The sequence below is a fragment of the Promicromonospora sp. NFX87 genome, from assembly GCF_048564965.1.
In the GTDB taxonomy this organism is placed as follows: domain Bacteria; phylum Actinomycetota; class Actinomycetes; order Actinomycetales; family Cellulomonadaceae; genus Promicromonospora.
In genome coordinates this window covers 5591066-5607116 of sequence record NZ_CP183413.1, presented here as the reverse complement: position 1 = coordinate 5607116, position 16051 = coordinate 5591066, and the positions used below count along the sequence as shown (strand labels likewise).

General features: G+C 70.3%; 19 protein-coding genes. 12 read left to right on the top strand and 7 right to left on the bottom strand.

From position 1 onward, the window contains the following. Window positions 1-26: 26 nt before the first annotated feature. The 3 genes from ACNYC2_RS25170 to ACNYC2_RS25160 form a co-directional block, all read right to left on the bottom strand. Entirely contained in the window at window positions 27-1337 is a 1311-nt protein-coding gene (locus tag ACNYC2_RS25170; RefSeq protein ID WP_419704369.1) for a phytase, read from the bottom strand. A 58-nt stretch (window positions 1338-1395) separates the two neighbouring features. Then, the gene (locus ACNYC2_RS25165) at window positions 1396-2568 is read right to left on the bottom strand and encodes an acetoin utilization protein AcuC (protein WP_419704368.1); all 1173 of its coding nucleotides are present in this window, start codon (window positions 2566-2568) and stop codon (window positions 1396-1398) included. Window positions 2569-2715: 147 nt separating this feature from the next. Continuing rightward, window positions 2716-3003, bottom strand: a complete 288-nt coding sequence (locus tag ACNYC2_RS25160) for a hypothetical protein (protein ID WP_419704367.1) — start codon at window positions 3001-3003, stop codon at window positions 2716-2718. 104 nt (window positions 3004-3107) lie between these two features. On the opposite strand from ACNYC2_RS25160, the gene ACNYC2_RS25155 reads away from it, so the two are divergent. The 3 genes from ACNYC2_RS25155 to ACNYC2_RS25145 all read left to right on the top strand — a co-directional run bounded on the left by ACNYC2_RS25155 (window position 3108) and on the right by ACNYC2_RS25145 (window position 5599). Then, complete coding sequence (locus ACNYC2_RS25155; protein WP_419704366.1) at window positions 3108-4529, top strand: TrkH family potassium uptake protein; 1422 nt, start codon at window positions 3108-3110, stop codon at window positions 4527-4529. A 72-nt stretch (window positions 4530-4601) separates the two neighbouring features. After that, window positions 4602-5270 (top strand): potassium channel family protein, encoded by a 669-nt coding sequence (locus tag ACNYC2_RS25150; protein ID WP_116673486.1) that lies wholly within the window; start codon window positions 4602-4604, stop codon window positions 5268-5270. 230 nt (window positions 5271-5500) lie between these two features. Next, window positions 5501-5599 carry a 30S ribosomal protein bS22 gene (locus tag ACNYC2_RS25145; RefSeq protein WP_003792170.1) on the top strand — a complete coding sequence of 33 codons (99 nt, stop codon included), beginning with the start codon at window positions 5501-5503 and terminating at the stop codon, window positions 5597-5599. Window positions 5600-5676: 77 nt separating this feature from the next. Here ACNYC2_RS25145 and ACNYC2_RS25140 read toward each other — a convergent pair whose 3' ends face one another. Next, complete coding sequence (locus tag ACNYC2_RS25140) at window positions 5677-6471, bottom strand: HAD family hydrolase (protein ID WP_419704365.1); 795 nt, start codon at window positions 6469-6471, stop codon at window positions 5677-5679. A 77-nt stretch (window positions 6472-6548) separates the two neighbouring features. Here ACNYC2_RS25140 and ACNYC2_RS25135 point away from each other — a divergent pair, with 77 nt between their 5' ends. From ACNYC2_RS25135 to ACNYC2_RS25110, 6 genes are all read left to right on the top strand, one after another. Then, a complete protein-coding gene (locus ACNYC2_RS25135) occupies window positions 6549-7223 on the top strand; it encodes a Pr6Pr family membrane protein (RefSeq protein ID WP_419704364.1) in 675 nt (224 codons plus the stop codon). A 9-nt stretch (window positions 7224-7232) separates the two neighbouring features. Next, window positions 7233-7481 (top strand): glutaredoxin family protein, encoded by a 249-nt coding sequence (locus tag ACNYC2_RS25130; RefSeq protein ID WP_357456393.1) that lies wholly within the window; start codon window positions 7233-7235, stop codon window positions 7479-7481. Window positions 7482-7541: 60 nt separating this feature from the next. Further along, window positions 7542-8189, top strand: a complete 648-nt coding sequence (locus ACNYC2_RS25125; protein WP_419704363.1) for a redox-sensing transcriptional repressor Rex — start codon at window positions 7542-7544, stop codon at window positions 8187-8189. Window positions 8190-8413: 224 nt separating this feature from the next. Beyond that, window positions 8414-9289, top strand: a complete 876-nt coding sequence (locus tag ACNYC2_RS25120; RefSeq protein WP_419704362.1) for a hypothetical protein — start codon at window positions 8414-8416, stop codon at window positions 9287-9289. A gap of 453 nt (window positions 9290-9742) precedes the next feature. Then, window positions 9743-10159: a hypothetical protein gene (locus tag ACNYC2_RS25115; protein ID WP_419704361.1), complete on the top strand. Its 417-nt coding sequence runs from the start codon at window positions 9743-9745 to the stop codon at window positions 10157-10159. Then, window positions 10156-10590 carry a hypothetical protein gene (locus tag ACNYC2_RS25110; RefSeq protein ID WP_419704360.1) on the top strand — a complete coding sequence of 145 codons (435 nt, stop codon included), beginning with the start codon at window positions 10156-10158 and terminating at the stop codon, window positions 10588-10590. The genes ACNYC2_RS25115 and ACNYC2_RS25110 overlap by 4 nt, the downstream gene beginning before the upstream one ends. Here the strand turns inward: ACNYC2_RS25110 and ACNYC2_RS25105 are convergent. Beyond that, the gene (locus tag ACNYC2_RS25105) at window positions 10564-11328 is read right to left on the bottom strand and encodes an aspartate/glutamate racemase family protein (protein ID WP_419704359.1); all 765 of its coding nucleotides are present in this window, start codon (window positions 11326-11328) and stop codon (window positions 10564-10566) included. The two genes, ACNYC2_RS25110 and ACNYC2_RS25105, sit on opposite strands and share 27 nt — an antisense overlap. 2 nt (window positions 11329-11330) lie before the next feature. Continuing rightward, the gene (locus ACNYC2_RS25100; protein WP_419704358.1) at window positions 11331-12950 is read right to left on the bottom strand and encodes an NCS1 family nucleobase:cation symporter-1; all 1620 of its coding nucleotides are present in this window, start codon (window positions 12948-12950) and stop codon (window positions 11331-11333) included. Between the two features lie 219 nt (window positions 12951-13169). Here ACNYC2_RS25100 and ACNYC2_RS25095 point away from each other — a divergent pair, with 219 nt between their 5' ends. Both ACNYC2_RS25095 and mmuM read left to right on the top strand, forming a co-directional pair. Then, window positions 13170-13763: a helix-turn-helix domain-containing protein gene (locus tag ACNYC2_RS25095; RefSeq protein WP_419704357.1), complete on the top strand. Its 594-nt coding sequence runs from the start codon at window positions 13170-13172 to the stop codon at window positions 13761-13763. A gap of 9 nt (window positions 13764-13772) precedes the next feature. Next, window positions 13773-14687: a homocysteine S-methyltransferase gene (mmuM, locus tag ACNYC2_RS25090; protein ID WP_419704356.1), complete on the top strand. Its 915-nt coding sequence runs from the start codon at window positions 13773-13775 to the stop codon at window positions 14685-14687. 96 nt (window positions 14688-14783) lie between these two features. Here mmuM and ACNYC2_RS25085 read toward each other — a convergent pair whose 3' ends face one another. Then, window positions 14784-15335 (bottom strand): YceI family protein, encoded by a 552-nt coding sequence (locus tag ACNYC2_RS25085; protein WP_419704355.1) that lies wholly within the window; start codon window positions 15333-15335, stop codon window positions 14784-14786. 143 nt (window positions 15336-15478) lie between these two features. Here ACNYC2_RS25085 and ACNYC2_RS25080 point away from each other — a divergent pair, with 143 nt between their 5' ends. Next, a complete protein-coding gene (locus ACNYC2_RS25080) occupies window positions 15479-15991 on the top strand; it encodes a MarR family winged helix-turn-helix transcriptional regulator (RefSeq protein WP_419704354.1) in 513 nt (170 codons plus the stop codon). The last annotated feature ends 60 nt before the right edge of the window (window positions 15992-16051 follow it).

Below are 16051 nucleotides of genomic sequence, written 5' to 3'. Positions count from 1 at the left end.
GCTCTACTTCGGCGATCACGGTCGGGTCAGTGGAGGCGCAGGGCCTTGGTTACGTCGGACCAGTGGACGTAGGAGAAGCCTGTGGCTTCCTCCTCGCGGCCTGGGTCGACGTCGGGGCCCGTCTCCGGCTCGTCGTGCGTGACCAGCAGCCCTGAGCGGTACTCGCCCACCGGCGCGTTGGAGACCGCGAGGCCGTCCGACCCGTTGACGTCGTCCACGCCGTCGCCCGCCACCCGGAAGGTACCGAGCGCCCGGTTGTGGCCGCGCAGGTCGTAGACACCGTAGGTGTCGTCACCCTGGCTGGACACGATCACGTAGCCCTTGCGGCCCGGGCCGTACCAGATGTCCACGCCCTCGGCGTCGGCCGTCAGGTTCTTGCCCCCGTACGACGGCGCCTCCGGGTCCACCGGGGCGCACTCCTCGGTCTCGGGGTCGTAGGCGTCGTGCACGCCGAAGTCCTTCACCCGGTCCACCAGCCGTGGCTCGCCCGAGCCGAGGGGGAGCGGAACCCGCCACAGGCCGACGTCCTCCTGCGTGGCGTACAGCGTGCCGGTGCGGCGGTCGACGGCCAGCCCCTCCAGCTGCGGTTCCGTGCCCGGCTCCTCGCACGGCACCCAGGTGGTGCCGTCGGGCAGGGGGAACTCGCCGGGCATCGCCAGGTGCTCGACGTCGGTGTAGCCGACGCCGTCCGGGCCGGTCGTGATCCGCGCCGTGGCGATGTTGGTGCTGCCCTCCTGCGTCACCACCGCGTACGTCCGGCCGCGGCGCTGGTAGACCGCCAGGCCGTAGGCCGTCTGGTCCTCGGCGACCGTCTCGCGGTCGGGGCTGAACAGGAACTCCAGCTCGGGCGCGGTCACCTCGGTGAGCGGCCTGGCGGCCCTGGCCCCGGCCGGGTCGATCGCGAAGAAGCGGATCTGGTCGTTGTACCGGTCGGAGACGACGGCGACATCGGTCTTCCGGCCGGCCACGTCCAGGCCGTAGGCGATGTCCACGTTGTTGTACCGGCCGGGTACGCCGTCCGCGCGCGGGGCCGGCGCGGCCGGGAGCGACTGCAGCTCGGTCGCGGCGACGGAGTAGACGCGCAGGCCGCCCTCCTTGGCCGTCGTGACGACGAGCGACCGGTTCGAGCTCTTCGGGTGGACCCAGATCGCGGGGTCGTCGCCCGAGGCGTTGCCGCCGGCCTCGTCGTCGTACAGCGGCGGCGTCTCCACCGAGGTGGTGACGGTGGCGGTGGCCGACGTCGGCCGGTCGTGCCCGCCGCTCGCGGCGGCCGAGGCCGGGACCATGGTGGACAGGAGCAGCAGGGCAGCCGGCAGGGCGGCGAAGCGACGTCGCATGGGCCCGAGGTTCCCGCACCCGGATGACGCGAACCTGAACCACACACGAACACCCAGGTCAGTCCAGGAGCGGGTCCAGGCCGTGGAGGGGGAACACCGCGCGGCGGGTGGCCTGGACCGCACGGTCCACGGCGTCGGCCGGGTCGTAGCCGTCGCTCCAGCGGCGGAACGGCACCTCGGCGGAGCCCAGCGTGCGCGCGGCCTCGAAGCCCATGGCCTCGACCGCGGCGCGCCACGTGGCGGGCAGCTCGGCGCCGCGTTCCAGGGGTGCGTGCGCGGCCTCGGCGACGAGGGCCGCCCAGGCGAGCGGGACGACGTCGGACACCGCGTAGCCGCCACCGCCGAGGGCCAGCCAGCGGCCGTCGGCGTGCTCGTGCGCCAGCGCGTGCGTCCACTGCTGCGCCGTCCACTGCGCGTCCACCGAGACGTTCAGGTTGGAGAGCGGGTCCCGCCCGTGGGCGTCGCAGCCGTGCTGGGACACGATCACCTGCGGCCGGTGCTCCCGCACCAGGGCGGGCACGACGGCGTCGATCGCCCGCAGCCAGGCCGGGCCGGTCGTGCGGGCGGGGACCGGGATGTTGACGGCGCTGCCCTCGGCGGAACCCTGTCCGACGTCGGCGGAGGCGCCGGTCCCCGGGAACAGGGTGCGGCCGTCCTCGTGGACGGAGACGGTCAGCACGCGGGGGTCGTCCCAGAAGATCGCCTCCACCCCGTCGCCGTGGTGGGCGTCGAAGTCCAGGTAGACGACCCGTTCCGCGCCCCGGTCCAGCAGCCGGCGGATGGCGGCCGCGGCGTCGTTGTAGACGCAGAAGCCCGAGGCCGCGCCAGGCATCGCGTGGTGCATGCCGCCGGCGATGTTCACGCCGTGCGCGATCTCGCCGGTCCAGAGCGCGTCGGCGAGGTCGACGGACCCGCCCAGCTGGCGCGCGGCGGCCTCGTGCATCCCGGCGAACAGCGGGTCGTCGTCGGTGCCCAGCCCGCGCGCGACGTTCGGCTCCAGCGTCGTCCCCGCGTGCCGGACGGCGGCGACGTAGTCGGCGTCGTGCACCGTCTCGATCACCGCGTCGGACGCCGGCTCGGCGTCCGCCAGCTCGAGCGTGGGCCGGTCCAGCAGGCCGAGCGCCTCGATGAGCCGCATCGTGAGGTCGAGGCGGGTGGGCGACATGGGGTGCCCGGGTCCGAAGTCGTACTCGAGCAGTCGCGGACTCCAGACCAGCCGGGCGAGGTGCACCCGCCCACGGTAACGGACCTGCGGCCCGGCCAGCGCTCTGGCTCAGGATCAGCACGCGAGGTACGCTGGTTGCTGCCACCTCCTGCGGGAGGAGAGGAAGTGAGGCCGGGAACCCCGCCGGACGACGGGATCCCGGCTTTCGCGTGTTCAGAGCTCGATGTCGATCTCGTCGATCCCTTGGCCCAACGCTTCGCGTACGTCGAGACCGACTCCTCGCCGTGCTTGGCCGACCGCGCCGGCGACGGAATCGGCCACCCAGAGCATCGGTTCCTCTGCGGGAGACGCGAAGTCGATGTGCAGTTCCGCGGGCATCGCCCGCTTGGCGTGCAGGGCCGCGAACATTCGCCTGTCCCGGTCGTTGAGGGACTGCGTCCGGGACTCGAGCCAGACCTGCGAGACGGCAAGGATCCCTAGCTCGAACACGAGACGTTCCAAGCATTTATCCGCAACAGCCGTCTAAAGGCTCGCTGTCCGGCTCAGGGTTTCTGCTCAGAACGGCTGCCGTTGCGTGGCAGAGTAGGGCGTCGATCGACCGGGACATGGTGGAGGGAGCGGAGCGGATGGCGGGGAGCCTGCGGAACCGGCTGTTCGGGCTGCGGGAGCTCGTCGACGAGCTCGCCTTCCGGGCGCCGGCGCGGCTGGCGGTCACCGTCTTCGCGTGTGTGGTCGTGCTGTTCGCGGCGCTCCTGACGGTGCCGTTCGCCACCGCCGACGGCGAAGGCGCTCGCCTGGTCGACGCCCTGTTCACCGCGGTCTCCGCCGTGTGCGTGACGGGGCTCGTGGTCCAGGACACCGCCACCTACTGGTCCCTGTACGGGCAGATCGTGATCCTCGCGGGCATCAAGGTGGGCGGCTTCGGCATCATGACCGTCGCCTCCCTGCTCGGCATGATCGTGTCGCGCAAGATCGGGCTGACCCAGAAGCTGCTCACGGCGTCGGAGACCAAGACGAGCCGGCTGGGCGACGTCGGCTCGCTGATCCGGGTCATCATCGTCACCGCCACCACGCTCGAGCTGTCGATCGCCCTGCTGATCTTCCCGCGGCTGGTCGTCATCGAGGAGAACGTCGGCACCGCCGCCTGGCACGCGCTCTTCTACGGGATCTCCGCGTTCAACAACGCGGGCTTCGTGCCCACGACCGAGGGCCTGATGCCGCACGTCGGCGACTGGGCGCTCGTGCTGCCGATCGCTCTCGGGGTGTTCATCGGCGCGCTCGGCTTTCCCGTGATCCTCAACATCCAGCGCGCGTTGCCCCGGCCGGGCCAGCGCTGGCACAACTGGACCAAGCGGCTCTCCCTGCACAGCAAGCTCACGCTCGTGACGAGCGGCGCGCTGCTCGCCGTCGGCGCGTTGCTGCTGCTGGTGCTGGAGTGGGCCAACCCGGACACGTTCGGGCCCCTGACCTTCGGGGAGAAGCTGCTGGCCGCTCTCTTCGCCGGGATCATGCCCCGCTCGGGCGGGTTCAGCACGGTCGACGTCGGCGCCATGACGGAGTCGAGCTGGCTCATCCAGGACGCACTGATGTTCGTCGGCGGCGGGTCGGCGTCGACCGCCGGCGGTATCAAGGTGACCACGCTCGCCGTCATGCTGCTGGCGATCGTCGCCGAGGCGCGCGGCGACCGCGACATCGAGGCGTTCGGCCGCCGCATCCCGCGGGACGTCCTGCGGCTGTCCATCGCCGTGGTGTTCACGGGGGCGAGCATCGTGCTCGTCTCGTGCATCGCGCTGCTGGAGGTCACGGGCCTGCCGCTGTCGCAGGTGCTGTTCGAGGTGCTCTCGGCGTTCGCGACCGTCGGCCTGTCCACGGGCATCACGCACGAGCTGCCCGACGCCGGGAAATACGTGCTGGCTCTCCTCATGTTCGTGGGGCGCACCGGCGCGGTCACGGTGGTCGCGGTGCTTGCGCTACGCGACCGGCGGCGCATCGTACGCTTCCCAGAAGAACGCCCGATTATCGGTTAACTGACGAGAGTGTCAGGCGCACGGGTCACTAGGGTGACCTGTACGTCTGACAAGCGGCTAGAGAGGAATACCGTGCCGGAGAAGAAGCCCGAGCGGGATGCGGGTGTGCTCGTGATCGGACTGGGGCGGTTCGGGTCGTCGATCGGCGCGACCCTGGACCGGCTCGGCCAGGACGTGCTCGCCGTCGAGCAGGACCCGGTCCTGGTGGCCCAGTGGTCCGGGCGGCTGCCGCTGGTGGAGGCCGACGCGTCCAACCCGGAGGCGCTGGAGCAGCTGGGCGCCAAGGACTTCGGCGTGGCAGTGGTCGGCGTCGGCTCGTCGCTCGAGGCGTCCGTGCTGATCACGGGCAACCTGGTGGACCTCGGTACGCCCCAGATCTGGGCCAAGGCCATCTCCGCCGAGCACGGCCGCATCCTGACCCGCATCGGCGCGCACCACGTGGTCTTCCCGGAGGCCGACGCCGGTTCGCGCGTCGCCCACCTCGTGAGCGGCAAGCTGCTCGACTACATCGAGGTCGAGGACGGCTTCACCATCGTGAAGATGCGCCCGCCCAAGGAGGCACAGGGCTTCACGCTCGCGCAGTCCAACATCCGCAAGCGGTACGGCATCACGGTGATCGGCGTGAAGTCACCGGGTGTCGACTTCGTCTACGCGACGCCGGAGACGCGGATCTCCGCCAACGACCTGCTCGTCTGCTCCGGCCACGCGGACCTCCTCGAACGGTTCGCCGCGAGGCCGTGAACCGGGCTTCGGGACGGGTTCGCTACGGCTCCGGGACAGGTTCGGCGCACCTCACACCGCCCCCGATTACGGGGCGCGCGTCAGACCAGGTAGCCTAGGCAGCGGACTCCCTTTCGTGTTGGTCGGCCATCGTCACTCCCTGGCGTCACTGTCCCGGACCAACCGTGGACCATTTCGCTGAGCGGCCCGTCGTCGGGCTGCCGCCGACCGATCGAACATTGCGAGGACCTATGGGCTCCGTCATCAAGAAGCGCCGCAAGCGTATGGCGAAGAAGAAGCACCGCAAGCTGCTTCGTAAGACGCGCCACCAGCGCCGCAACAAGAAGTGACGCTCGCGCCCTCGGGCGCGTGACGAGCAGGCCCGGCCCCCTCGGGGCCGGGCCTTCTTCGTGTCAGCGGTGCGCTGCTACTGCCCGCGCAGCCGGCGGCGAGCCGCCCGCAGCACCAGGCCCAGCACCCACGCGGCGCCGGCCCAGGACGCCGTGCGTACGCTGCGCCCCGCCGCGCGCTGCGACCGTCCGCGGAACTCCCGGATGGGCCAGCCCACCTCCTGCGCGTGCCGGCGCAGCCGCAGGTCGGGGTTGATCGGGCAGGGGTGGCCCACCGAACGCATCATCGGCAGGTCGTTGAGCGAGTCCCCGTACGCGTAGCTCTCGTCGAGGTCGATGCCCTCCAGCTCCGCGAGCTCGACGATGGCCGCCGCCTTGGCCTGGCCGTGCATCAGGTCGCCGTTGAGCCGGCCCGTGTAGAACCCGTCCTTGTGCTCCGCGATGGTGCCGAGCGCACCCGTCGCGCCCAGCCGGCGCGCGATGAGCTGCGCGATCTCCACGGGCGTGGCGGTGATGAGCCAGACCTGGTGGCCCGCCGCGATGTGCTCGTCGAGCAGGCGGCGCGTGCCGGCGTAGATCCGCAGGGACAGCACGGCGTCCCACACCTCCTCGCCGAGGGTGGCGACCTCGGCGACGCTGCGGCCCGCGATGAGCGACAGGGCGCGGTTGCGGACCTCGTCGATCTCGGCCTTGTTCTCGCCGAAGACGAGGTACCGAGCCTGGATCAGGGCGAAGCGGAGGATGTCCCGCGTGCCGAAGAACTTGCGCTGGTACGCGGACTTGGCCAGGTGAAAAGCGCTCGCACCGCGGATGATCGTGTTGTCGACGTCGAAGAACGCCGCGGTGGCGGACGAGGGGTGCGTCGACGGCATGGAGGCCACTCTATCCGCGCGCCACGTAGTGCAGGTCACACCGGGCAGGCAGCGGCAGCCGGTGATAGAACCGGGGCGTGAGCCAAGAGATCAGCGGGCCGGACCGGGCCACCCTCGCGCGTGTCCTCCACCTCCTGGTGGCCGTGGTCGCCCTCGGCGGCTTCACGATCGAGCTCGTCACCGCGATCGTCGGCGGCCCGGGTATCGCGCCCACCCACGCCGAGCGTTTCGTCCGGCTCTTCAGCTACTTCACCATCGAGTCGAACCTGCTGATCGGCGGCGTCTCGCTGGCGCTGGCGCTGGACCCGCGGCGCGACGGTCCGGTCTTCCGCGTCCTGCGGCTCGACGCGCTGCTGTGCATCGCCGTCACGGGGATCGTCTACAACACGGTGCTGCGCGGCCTGACGACGCTGACGCCGTCGGGCGCCGTGGCGAACACGATGCTGCACGTGCTGGCGCCGCTCCTCGCCGTCGTCGTCTGGCTGTGGGTGGGTCCCCGGCCCCGCGTGAGCGTGCAGACCGTGTGGTGGTCGGTCGTCTACCCGATCGCGTGGCTCGTCTACACGTTCGTCCGCGGCGCCGCCACGGGCTGGTACCCGTACCCCTTCCTCGACGTCACCGTGCTCGGCTACGGCGCCGCGCTGACCAACGCCACCCTCGTCGCCGTGGTCTTCCTGGTCCTGGCCTGGGGCGTGCGGTGGGCAGACGTACGGCTGCCGGGTACGGACGGTTCGGTCCCGCGCGTGACGTAACCTCGGGTCGTGACAAGTCCTGCCGATGCCCGGGTGGTCCTGTACACACGCGAGGCGTGCCATCTGTGCGAAGACGCACGCGCCGTGGTGGTGCGGGTGTGCGAGGGCGCAGGAGCCCGATGGCGCGAGGTCGACATCGACAGCGCGCCCGCACTGCGGGAGAAGTACGGGGACTACGTCCCCGTGGTCGAGGTGGACGGGGTCCAGCAAGGTTTCTGGCGCGTGGACGGTGCGCGTCTGGCCCGCCTCCTGGCATGATCATCCCGGCAGTGTGTGCGTACGCCCGCGACACAGTGGTCGCGGGGAGGGGAGCAGCACGTGGTCGAACTCAGTGACGGGACAGTTCCGGCAGCAACCGTAGGGAGGCTGCCGTACTACCTGCGCGCCCTGCGGGACCTCGCGGCCGAGGGGGTGGCCCTCACCTCGTCGACGGAGCTCGCCGAGCGTTCGGGCGTCAGCTCGGCGCAGCTGCGCAAGGACCTGTCCTACCTGGGTTCGTTCGGCACTCGCGGCGTCGGGTACGACGTCGAGTCGCTCGCCTCCTACATCACGGTCGCCCTGGGGCTCGAGACCGAGCACCGGCTGGCGATAGTCGGCATCGGTAACCTCGGGCACGCCCTCGCGAACTACTCCGGCTACACGACGCGGGGCTTCCAGGTGGTGGCGCTGCTCGACGCGTCGCCCGACGTCGTGGGCACGCGGGTGGCGGGCGTGACAGTCGAGCACGTGCGCGACGTCGCGCAGATCATCCAGCGTGAGCGGGTCAGCATGGTCGTGCTCGCGCTGCCGGGCCACGTGGCCCAGGACGTGGCCGACGCCGTGGTGGCCACGGGCGTCCGCGAGATCCTCAGCTTCGCGCCGGTCGCGCTGCAGGTGCCGGACGACGTGGTGGTGCGCTCGGTCGACGTCGGCGGCGAGCTGCAGATCCTGGCGTTCCACGCGGCGACACGAGCCGCGGCGCTCTGACTCTCGGCCCCGAAGGCTGACCGTGCCGGGTGATCTTCCGCTCGTGCGGCTCAGCGACGCCTTCTGGCTGGTGCCGCGCTGATAGGAATGGCTGTGCTGATGCGCTGGCCGACCGGGGGACCCGAATGACTGAGGAATGGCACCCGAGGATCAGGCGAAGGACGCTGTCGGGGGTCTCCGCGCACCGTCTGTCCGCCGTCGATGGTTGGTGCCTGGGGATCGGCATGGCCTGTTGCGTGGTGGCGCTGGTGCTGCTCTGGGTCGCTGACCAGCCGATTCTTGCCGCCCTGGTCGGCCTGCCGGGAGCGATCGGGGTAACGGTATCGCGGGCGCTCGGCACTGCCGGGGGCACCCGGGAGGCCAGGGAGCGCGTGGCGGGATACGTCACGCTCGTCCATGGCACGGGACCGGCCGACCTGGAGCACGTGGACCCCCGAACGGGGCGGCTCGTCAGCTTCGCCGGAGAGGGCCTGACCGACGCAGAGCGCCGGGCGCGGGTCGCGGCGATCCGTTCCGATGCCAGGCTCGGCGTCGGGCATCCGGACCGGTTGCTGATCGCGGCCGGTGGTGATCCGGTGGACCCCGCGGGCTACACGGACGAAGACCTCTTTGCCGGGCGTCCGAGGACGTTCATCACGCTGCCGTGGTCCGTACGGCACGGAACCGTCTGGGGATGGTTCATTGTCGGCCTGTCCCCGATCGGGTTCCTCGTCTTTGCCCTGTTCGACGCCAGCATGTCGACACTGGCCATCGTCGCCCCGGTGATCCTCGGCGTGGTGCTGGTCGCCGCGCCGATCGGCGCAGTCGTCCTGGTCACGGTGATGCGTAGGGCCGACACGCTGCTGGGTGACGGTGGCCCAGGCGGCAGCGACAGGTCTCGGGGTGTCGTGGTGTCGCTCTGGGTCGTGCCGCTGGGCGTCGCTGTAGTTCTCATCGGCATCTCGGTCGTCGCGACGAACGACATCGCCGGAGCGCGGGACCTGCTCGGCGTTGCCGGCCTGGACCGCGCGGCCATGATGTCCGCCGTATGGGCCGTCCCTTGGTTCGTGGCCTGGGTAGTGCTGGTGCGCCGCGCGGCGACGGCGGAGCCACGCTCCTGACCATGGTTCAACAGGCTCTAGGGTGCCGTAGACCTGGGGTTGCAGCTCCTCGGAAGCCTGCTGAAGGGGAGTCAGCCCCGTTGGTTCCGCGAACCGCTTGCCGGGGTATGGGGTCATACTCGTTTCGCTTGTTCTGACGGCCCATCCCGGCTCAATGTCCAGGTGCTGCCGCGCGCCCATGCAGTTAGCGTGTTGCCCATGCCGCCTGGGCTGTGGCGGTCAGAACTATGGGGGACTCTTGAACCGACTCCGCTTTCGACAGCTGGCCACGCTGATCGTCGCAGCAGCAATGGTGGGGACTGGAATGGGTGGCGCAGCGGCTTCTGAAAGTCTGACGCACTCTTCGGGAGACTCAGATCAGGCCATGGGGCCGGGAAGCCCGCAATACTCGTGGGTTGCTGAGTCTGCAGAAGACATCCAGATGGATAGGTTGGCGGCAACGCCGAGCGAGACATGGGCGCATGCGGAATCTTCGGCAGCAGTCTGAAGGTCATCAGAGCCTTCAAGGGCCGTTCTCAGGGTCACGTCGGCGGCAAGTCGATCACGTACGGCGGTTCGAACTTGACGTGTGGCAACGAGCGTTGGGGATACAGGCATATTCTCAAGAGGCATCTGAGCGAGTGGCAGTCTCGGGCCGCGGTGGCGCAGGAAAACTGGCGTGACACCGGCGACTACGGGATCCATTGGGCGCTCAGGGATCCGGACAAGATCAGGTACCGGGCGTCCGACGATACGTTCTGCTATTCACGCAAGATCCTGCTGATCGACAACCGCACCAAGGAGGCCGTGGGGTCGTACTACCCCAAGGTTTCCGTGGCCCGCGTTAGTCATCGCGTGATCACCGCCTACCCGTCAGGAGCCCAGTGTTGATCTCCGGGGCCAGCCGCGACCTCGCCCGTGACCTGATCTCTCGGGGTGGCGAGGTTCTGGACCGCATCGAGGTCGACGCGCGGGAGGCTCGCGCTCTTGTGCGGGTGCCGCCTGAAGAAGCTCCCGTGGAGTTCATCGTCGACCTGGGTGGCCTGCAGCGATTCATCGAACTCGCCCAGCAAGACGCGCGGGATGCCTTTCCTGACGTCGATCCGACCGAGGGCGCGCTTCGACTCATCTCCGAGCACCTGTGGGAGGAGATCGGCTCCGCGGACGCGAGGGTCGTAGCGGTTGGCGTCGATCGCCGGGGTGAGGTTTGGCGCCGCACCGAGCCTGTGCCGCCGGGAACTGCGCTGCCCCCAGGTGATTACCGTTGGACGGCCGACCGCGAGGCGTCCCAGGGGTCAGATCCTCGAACCGCTCCCCGGTAGCCGGGGCGGGGGCGCGTACTCGTCGCGTTTGCTCGTACCGACGCCCATCCGGACCATGCCGGACACCAGGCCGACGGCGGCCGCCACGCCGTCGATCACCGGCACCCCCGTGCGCTTCGTGAGGTCGGCGCAGAGGTCGGTCATGCCCGCGCAGCCGAGCACCACGGTGTCCGCGCCGTCGTCGCCGACCGCGCGCTCGCAGAGCTCGGCGATCTTCTCCCGGGCGGCCGAGCCGGCGTCCTCCAGCTCGAGGACCGGGACGTCCGCCGCGTACATGGCCACGCACGCGTCCTCGAAGCCGTAGCGCCGCACGAGGTCGTGCGCGCGGCCCAGCGTGCGCGACAGCGTGGTGACCACCGCGAACGTGCGGCCCGACAGGGTCGCGACGTGCATCGCGGCCTCGGCGATCCCGACGACCGGGCCGTCCGTGAGCTCGCGGGCGGCGTCCAGGCCGGGGTCGCCGAAGCAGGCGACGACGTAGCCGTCCGCGGGGCCGACGTCGACCGCCCCTCCGCCGCTCGCACCGACGCCGGCCGCCTCCGCCGCCGCGACCTGCTGCGCCACCACGAGCGCCGCCCACGCCTCGTCGGTGTGGCTCTCGACGGCGGCCGGTCCAGCACCGGGGTCCGGGCAGGTGGCGACGACGGTGACGTCCGGCCCGGCGACCTCCCGGGCGGTGACCGCGATCTTGTCGGTCATCGCCCGGGAGGTGTTGGGGTTGATGAGGTGGATCCGCACCTTCAGGCCTTGGTGCCCGCTGCGCCGTCGGCCACACCCTCGGTGACGCCGTCGAACGACGGGATCTGCGGGCTGAGCCGCTCCAGCCACCAGAAGGCGACGAAGCCGAGGCCGCACCCGATGAACCAGGTGTAGTTCCCGATCCAGGAGATGTCGAAGTACCCGAGGTCGGCGATCAGCTTGGGCAGGACGCCCAGGAGGACGGTCGGCACGCCGGCCAGGAAGATCGCCAGCACGCCGTTGCGGTTGTAGCCGTTCGTGTACCAGTAGGCGCCCTCGGGCGACATGGTGAACATGTCGTCGACGAGCACCCGCTGCTTCGCCGCGAAGTAGTAGCCGGCGATGAGGATGCCGAACAGCGGGCCGATCAGGGCGCCGAGCACGCCGAGCGTGTAGTGGATCGCGTCGGCGTCGTTGTACCAGTTCCAGGGCAGCAGGACCACGGACCCGACCGCGGCGATCATGCCGCCCATGCGCCAGCTGATCTTCTGCGGGGCCACGTTGGAGAAGTCGAACGCGGGGGAGATGAAGTTCGCGACGATGTTGATGCCTACCGTCGCGGTGACGAAGGTGAGGCCGCCGAGCAGGATGGCGAACGGGGTGTCGATGCGTTCGACGGTGTGGATGGGGTCGGTGATGAGCTCGCCGAACACCGGCACTGTTGCCGACGCCGTGATCACCGTCAGGAGCGAGAAGAAGAGGAAGTTGACCGGCAGGCCCAGCAGGTTCCCGCGCTTCACGGCCTTGAACGAGCGCCCGTACCGCGCGAAGTCGCCGAAGTTCAGCATCGGCCCGGAGAAGTACGACACGACGATCGCGACCGCTGTGCAGAAGACCCCTACCGAGGCCCACCCGGTCAGCGGCTCGCCCTCGGAGAGGTCCAGGCTGATGTTGGACCAGCCCGCCTCCGAGACGAGGTAGACCGCCAGCACGATCATCACGACGTAGACGGCGGGACCGGCCCAGTCGATGAACCGCCGGATGGTCTCCATGCCGTTCCAGAACAGCGCTGCCTGCGCGAACCAGAGCACGGCGTACGAGATCCAGCCCAGGGCGTTCAGCCCGAGGAACGTCGGCTCCAGGAGCGCGGCGCTGGCAGGGATGAACTTGAGGAACACGATGTTCAGCGCCTGCGCGGCGAGGAACGTCTGCACGCCGTACCAGGCCACGGCGATGAGGCCGCGGATGATCGCCGGGATGTTCGCGCCCTTGACGCCGAAGACTGCGCGGTTGATCACCGGGTACGGCACGCCGGTGCTCTGGCTGGGCTTCGCGACCAGGTTGGTGAACACCTGCACGATGACGATGCCGACCAGCAGGGCCAGCAGCACCTGCCAGCTCGCGATGCCGAGCGCGAAGAGGCTGCCGGCGGTGACGTAGCCGCCGACGCTGTGCACGTCGGACATCCAGAAGGCGAAGATGTTGTACGACGACCACTTCTGCTCCCGCAGCGGGGCCAGGTCCTCGTTGGCGAGGCGGGGGTCGTAGGAGGGCTTGACGTTGCCCGACCCCACCGGGTGCCCGGCGGCCTCGACCAGGTCGTGCTCACCGCCGGAGACGGCGCCGGGCGGGTTCTGGGGTGCGGTCGCCGAGGAGGCCGCCACCTCCGTGTTCTCGGTCATGAGCACTGCCTTCCGAAGCGTGGTCGCTGGGTCGATATGAAGTTATGGGTTAACGGGAGGCGGCTGGTTTCCCCGGGGTAACCACGTCGTAAGGCTCATGTTCAGTGACCGCTTCACGCATGTTTCGGGGCGTGTCGGGTACGTGAACCGGTGCGTGTCGCCCGGTGTGTCGTGCGGGCGAGGGCCGCACGAGGCCCGGAGCACTCGTACGATGCGGCGGTGTCCTCCGAACCGTCCCTCGGTGCCCGGCTCCGCGGCCTCCGCGTGGCGCGTGGTGTGTCCGCACGCAGCCTCGCCGCGACGCTCGGGATCTCGGCCAGCGCCGTCTCGCAGATCGAACGGGACGTCATGCGCCCCTCGGTGGTGCGCCTGCTCGCGATCACCGACGCGCTGGGGGTCTCGCTGTCCGACGTGTTCGAGCCGCCGGACGCCGTCGCCGTCCCGCGCGGCGGGACGACGGAGCTCGACCACGCGGGGATCGCGGTCACCCGCGGCTGGGAGGCGTCCCCGGTGACCCTCGACGGCGGGGTCACCTTCCGCCGGCTCTCGCCCAACCCGACCAGCGGTCTCGACTTCTTCGAGTCGATCTACCCGCCCGGCGCCACGGCCACCCTCGGCGACGTCGACCTGTTCAAGCACGAGGGCTACGAGATCGGCAACGTCGTGGCGGGCGAGCTCACCGTCGAGCTGGCCGACGACGAGGTGGTGCTGGCGGCCGGCGACTCCATCAGCTACCCGTGCTCCGTGCCGCACCGGATCCGGAACGCGGGTGTGCGGCCGGCGGTCGCGACGTGGCTGATCGTGCACCCTTAGGGTCGCCCCGTGGGATTCCTGGAGAACGACGACACGGTCCTGGTCACGGACGGCGGCCTGGCGACCGAGCTCGAAGCGCGCGGGCACGACCTGTCGGACGACCTGTGGTCGGCGCGGCTGCTGACGGACGCCCCCGACGAGATCAAGGCCGCCCACCTGTCGTTCTTCCGCGCCGGCGCCGTGATCGCCACGACGGCGAGCTACCAGGCCTCGTTCGACGGCTTCGAGGCCCGCGGGATCGATCGGGACGACGCCGTCCGGCTGCTCCGGCGCAGCGTCGAGCTGGGCCGCGACGCCCGCGACGAGCTGGCCGACGACGGGCGGGAACGCTGGGTCGCCGCGTCGGTGGGCCCCTACGGTGCGACGCTGGCCGACGGGTCGGAGTACCGGGGCCGGTACGGGCTGAGCGTGGCTGAGCTGGCAGCGTGGCACCGACGTCGGCTGGAAGTCCTGGCCGACGCCGGACCGGACGTGCTGGCGCTCGAGACCATCCCGGACCTGGACGAGGCGGAAGCGCTCATGTCGGTGGTCTCCGGCATGGGCATCCCCGTGTGGCTGACGTACAGCATCGACGGCGACCGCACCCGCGCCGGGCAGTCGCTGGCCGAGGCGTTCGCCGTCGCCCGGGACGTGCCGGAGGTCGTGGCGGTTGGGGTCAACTGCTGTGCGCCGTCGGACGTGCCGGCGGCGGTCGTCACGGCAAGGGACGTGACCGGGAAGCCGGGGATCGCCTACCCGAACAGCGGCGAGAGCTGGGATGCCGGGCGGCGCAGCTGGGCGGGTTCGCCGGAGCGGTCCGCGCAGCCGGGGCAGCAGGCGCGGCAGTGGGTCGCCGACGGGGCGCGGATCGTGGGCGGTTGCTGCCGGGTGCGCCCCGCCGACATCAAGGACATAGCCCGTGCCGTCGCGAGGTCCGCGAAGTAGAGCGCCTGTCCGGGTCTCCCCGGTTGCGCCGGGGAGACTCGGACAGGCGCTCTACTTCGCGGACCTCGCGTCCTCGCTGAGGGTCGATCGAGGAGATCAGGCCTTGGCGATCGCGCTGACGTCCAGGGTGATCTTCACCTTGTCGCCCACGAGGAAGCCGCCGGTCTCCAGCGAGGCGTTCCAGGTCAGGCCGAACTCCTTGCGGTTGATCTCGAGGGCGGCCTCGAAGCCGGCGCGGTTGTTGCCGAACGGGTCCTTGGCGGTGCCGGTGAACTCGGTCTCCAGCTCGACGCCCTTGGTGACACCGTTGATGGTCAGGTCGCCCGAGATGATGTAGGCGTCGCCCTCGGGGCGGATGGCGGTGGACGAGAAGGTCCAGGCGGGGTTCTCGTCGGCGTGCCAGAAGTCGGCGCTCTTCAGGTGGCCGTCACGACCGGCGTCGCCCGTGTTGACCGACTGTGCGTCCAGCTCGGCGGTGACGCTCGACGACTCGAGGTCCTCGCCGACCGTGATGGTGCCCGAGGAGACGGCGATGGTGCCGCGCACCTTCGCGATGCCCGCGTGGCGGACCGAGAAGGCCGCAGAGGTGTGGGACGTGTCGATGTCGTAGGTGCCGGTGGTGAGTCCGGCGGGGAGCGGGGTGGCCATGAGTGAGGACTCCTTGTTGATGCGGCGATTTGGGTGGATAGTTTAGAGATCAACTACCCGAGGTGGTCCAACATAGCGGGTCCCGTAACGTATTCCCAGGTGTCCGAGCAGGGTGTCCGAGTGAGCGCGAAGGCGGTGGCGAGATGGCGGTGCAGACGGTCGAGCAGCAGGACGTGTGGCTGACCGAGGAGCAGCAAGGCTCCTGGCGGCACTATCTCGAAGGCACCGCACGATTCGTCGAGGCCCTCGGCGCGGTCCACGACCGCACGCTCGATCTCTCCCTCGGCGAGTACAGCCTGCTGGTGCAGCTCTCGGAGGCACCGGAGCTCACCATGCGGATGTCGACGCTCGCCGACGGCCTCGTGCTGTCGCGCAGCCGGCTCACGCACACGGTCGCCCGCATGGAGTCGCGCGGGCTGGTCGAGCGCCGCGCCGCCGAGGGTGACCGGCGCGGCGTGAACTGCACGATGACCGACGCCGGCCGTGCGGCCCTGGAGGCAGCGGCGCCCGGCCACGTCGCCGCGGTGCGCCGCATCATGGTCGAGGCGCTGGAGCCCGAGGAGTTCGCGACGCTCGGCCGGATCATGGCCAAGGTGGCCGAGTCCTCGAAGCTCTCGGGCGGCACCGAGGAGGGCCTGACGGCGCACTGCGACTGACCCGGCCGGTCGCCAGGTCGGGCGCAGGATGACGTAATCCACACTCCCGAGGTCACCGGC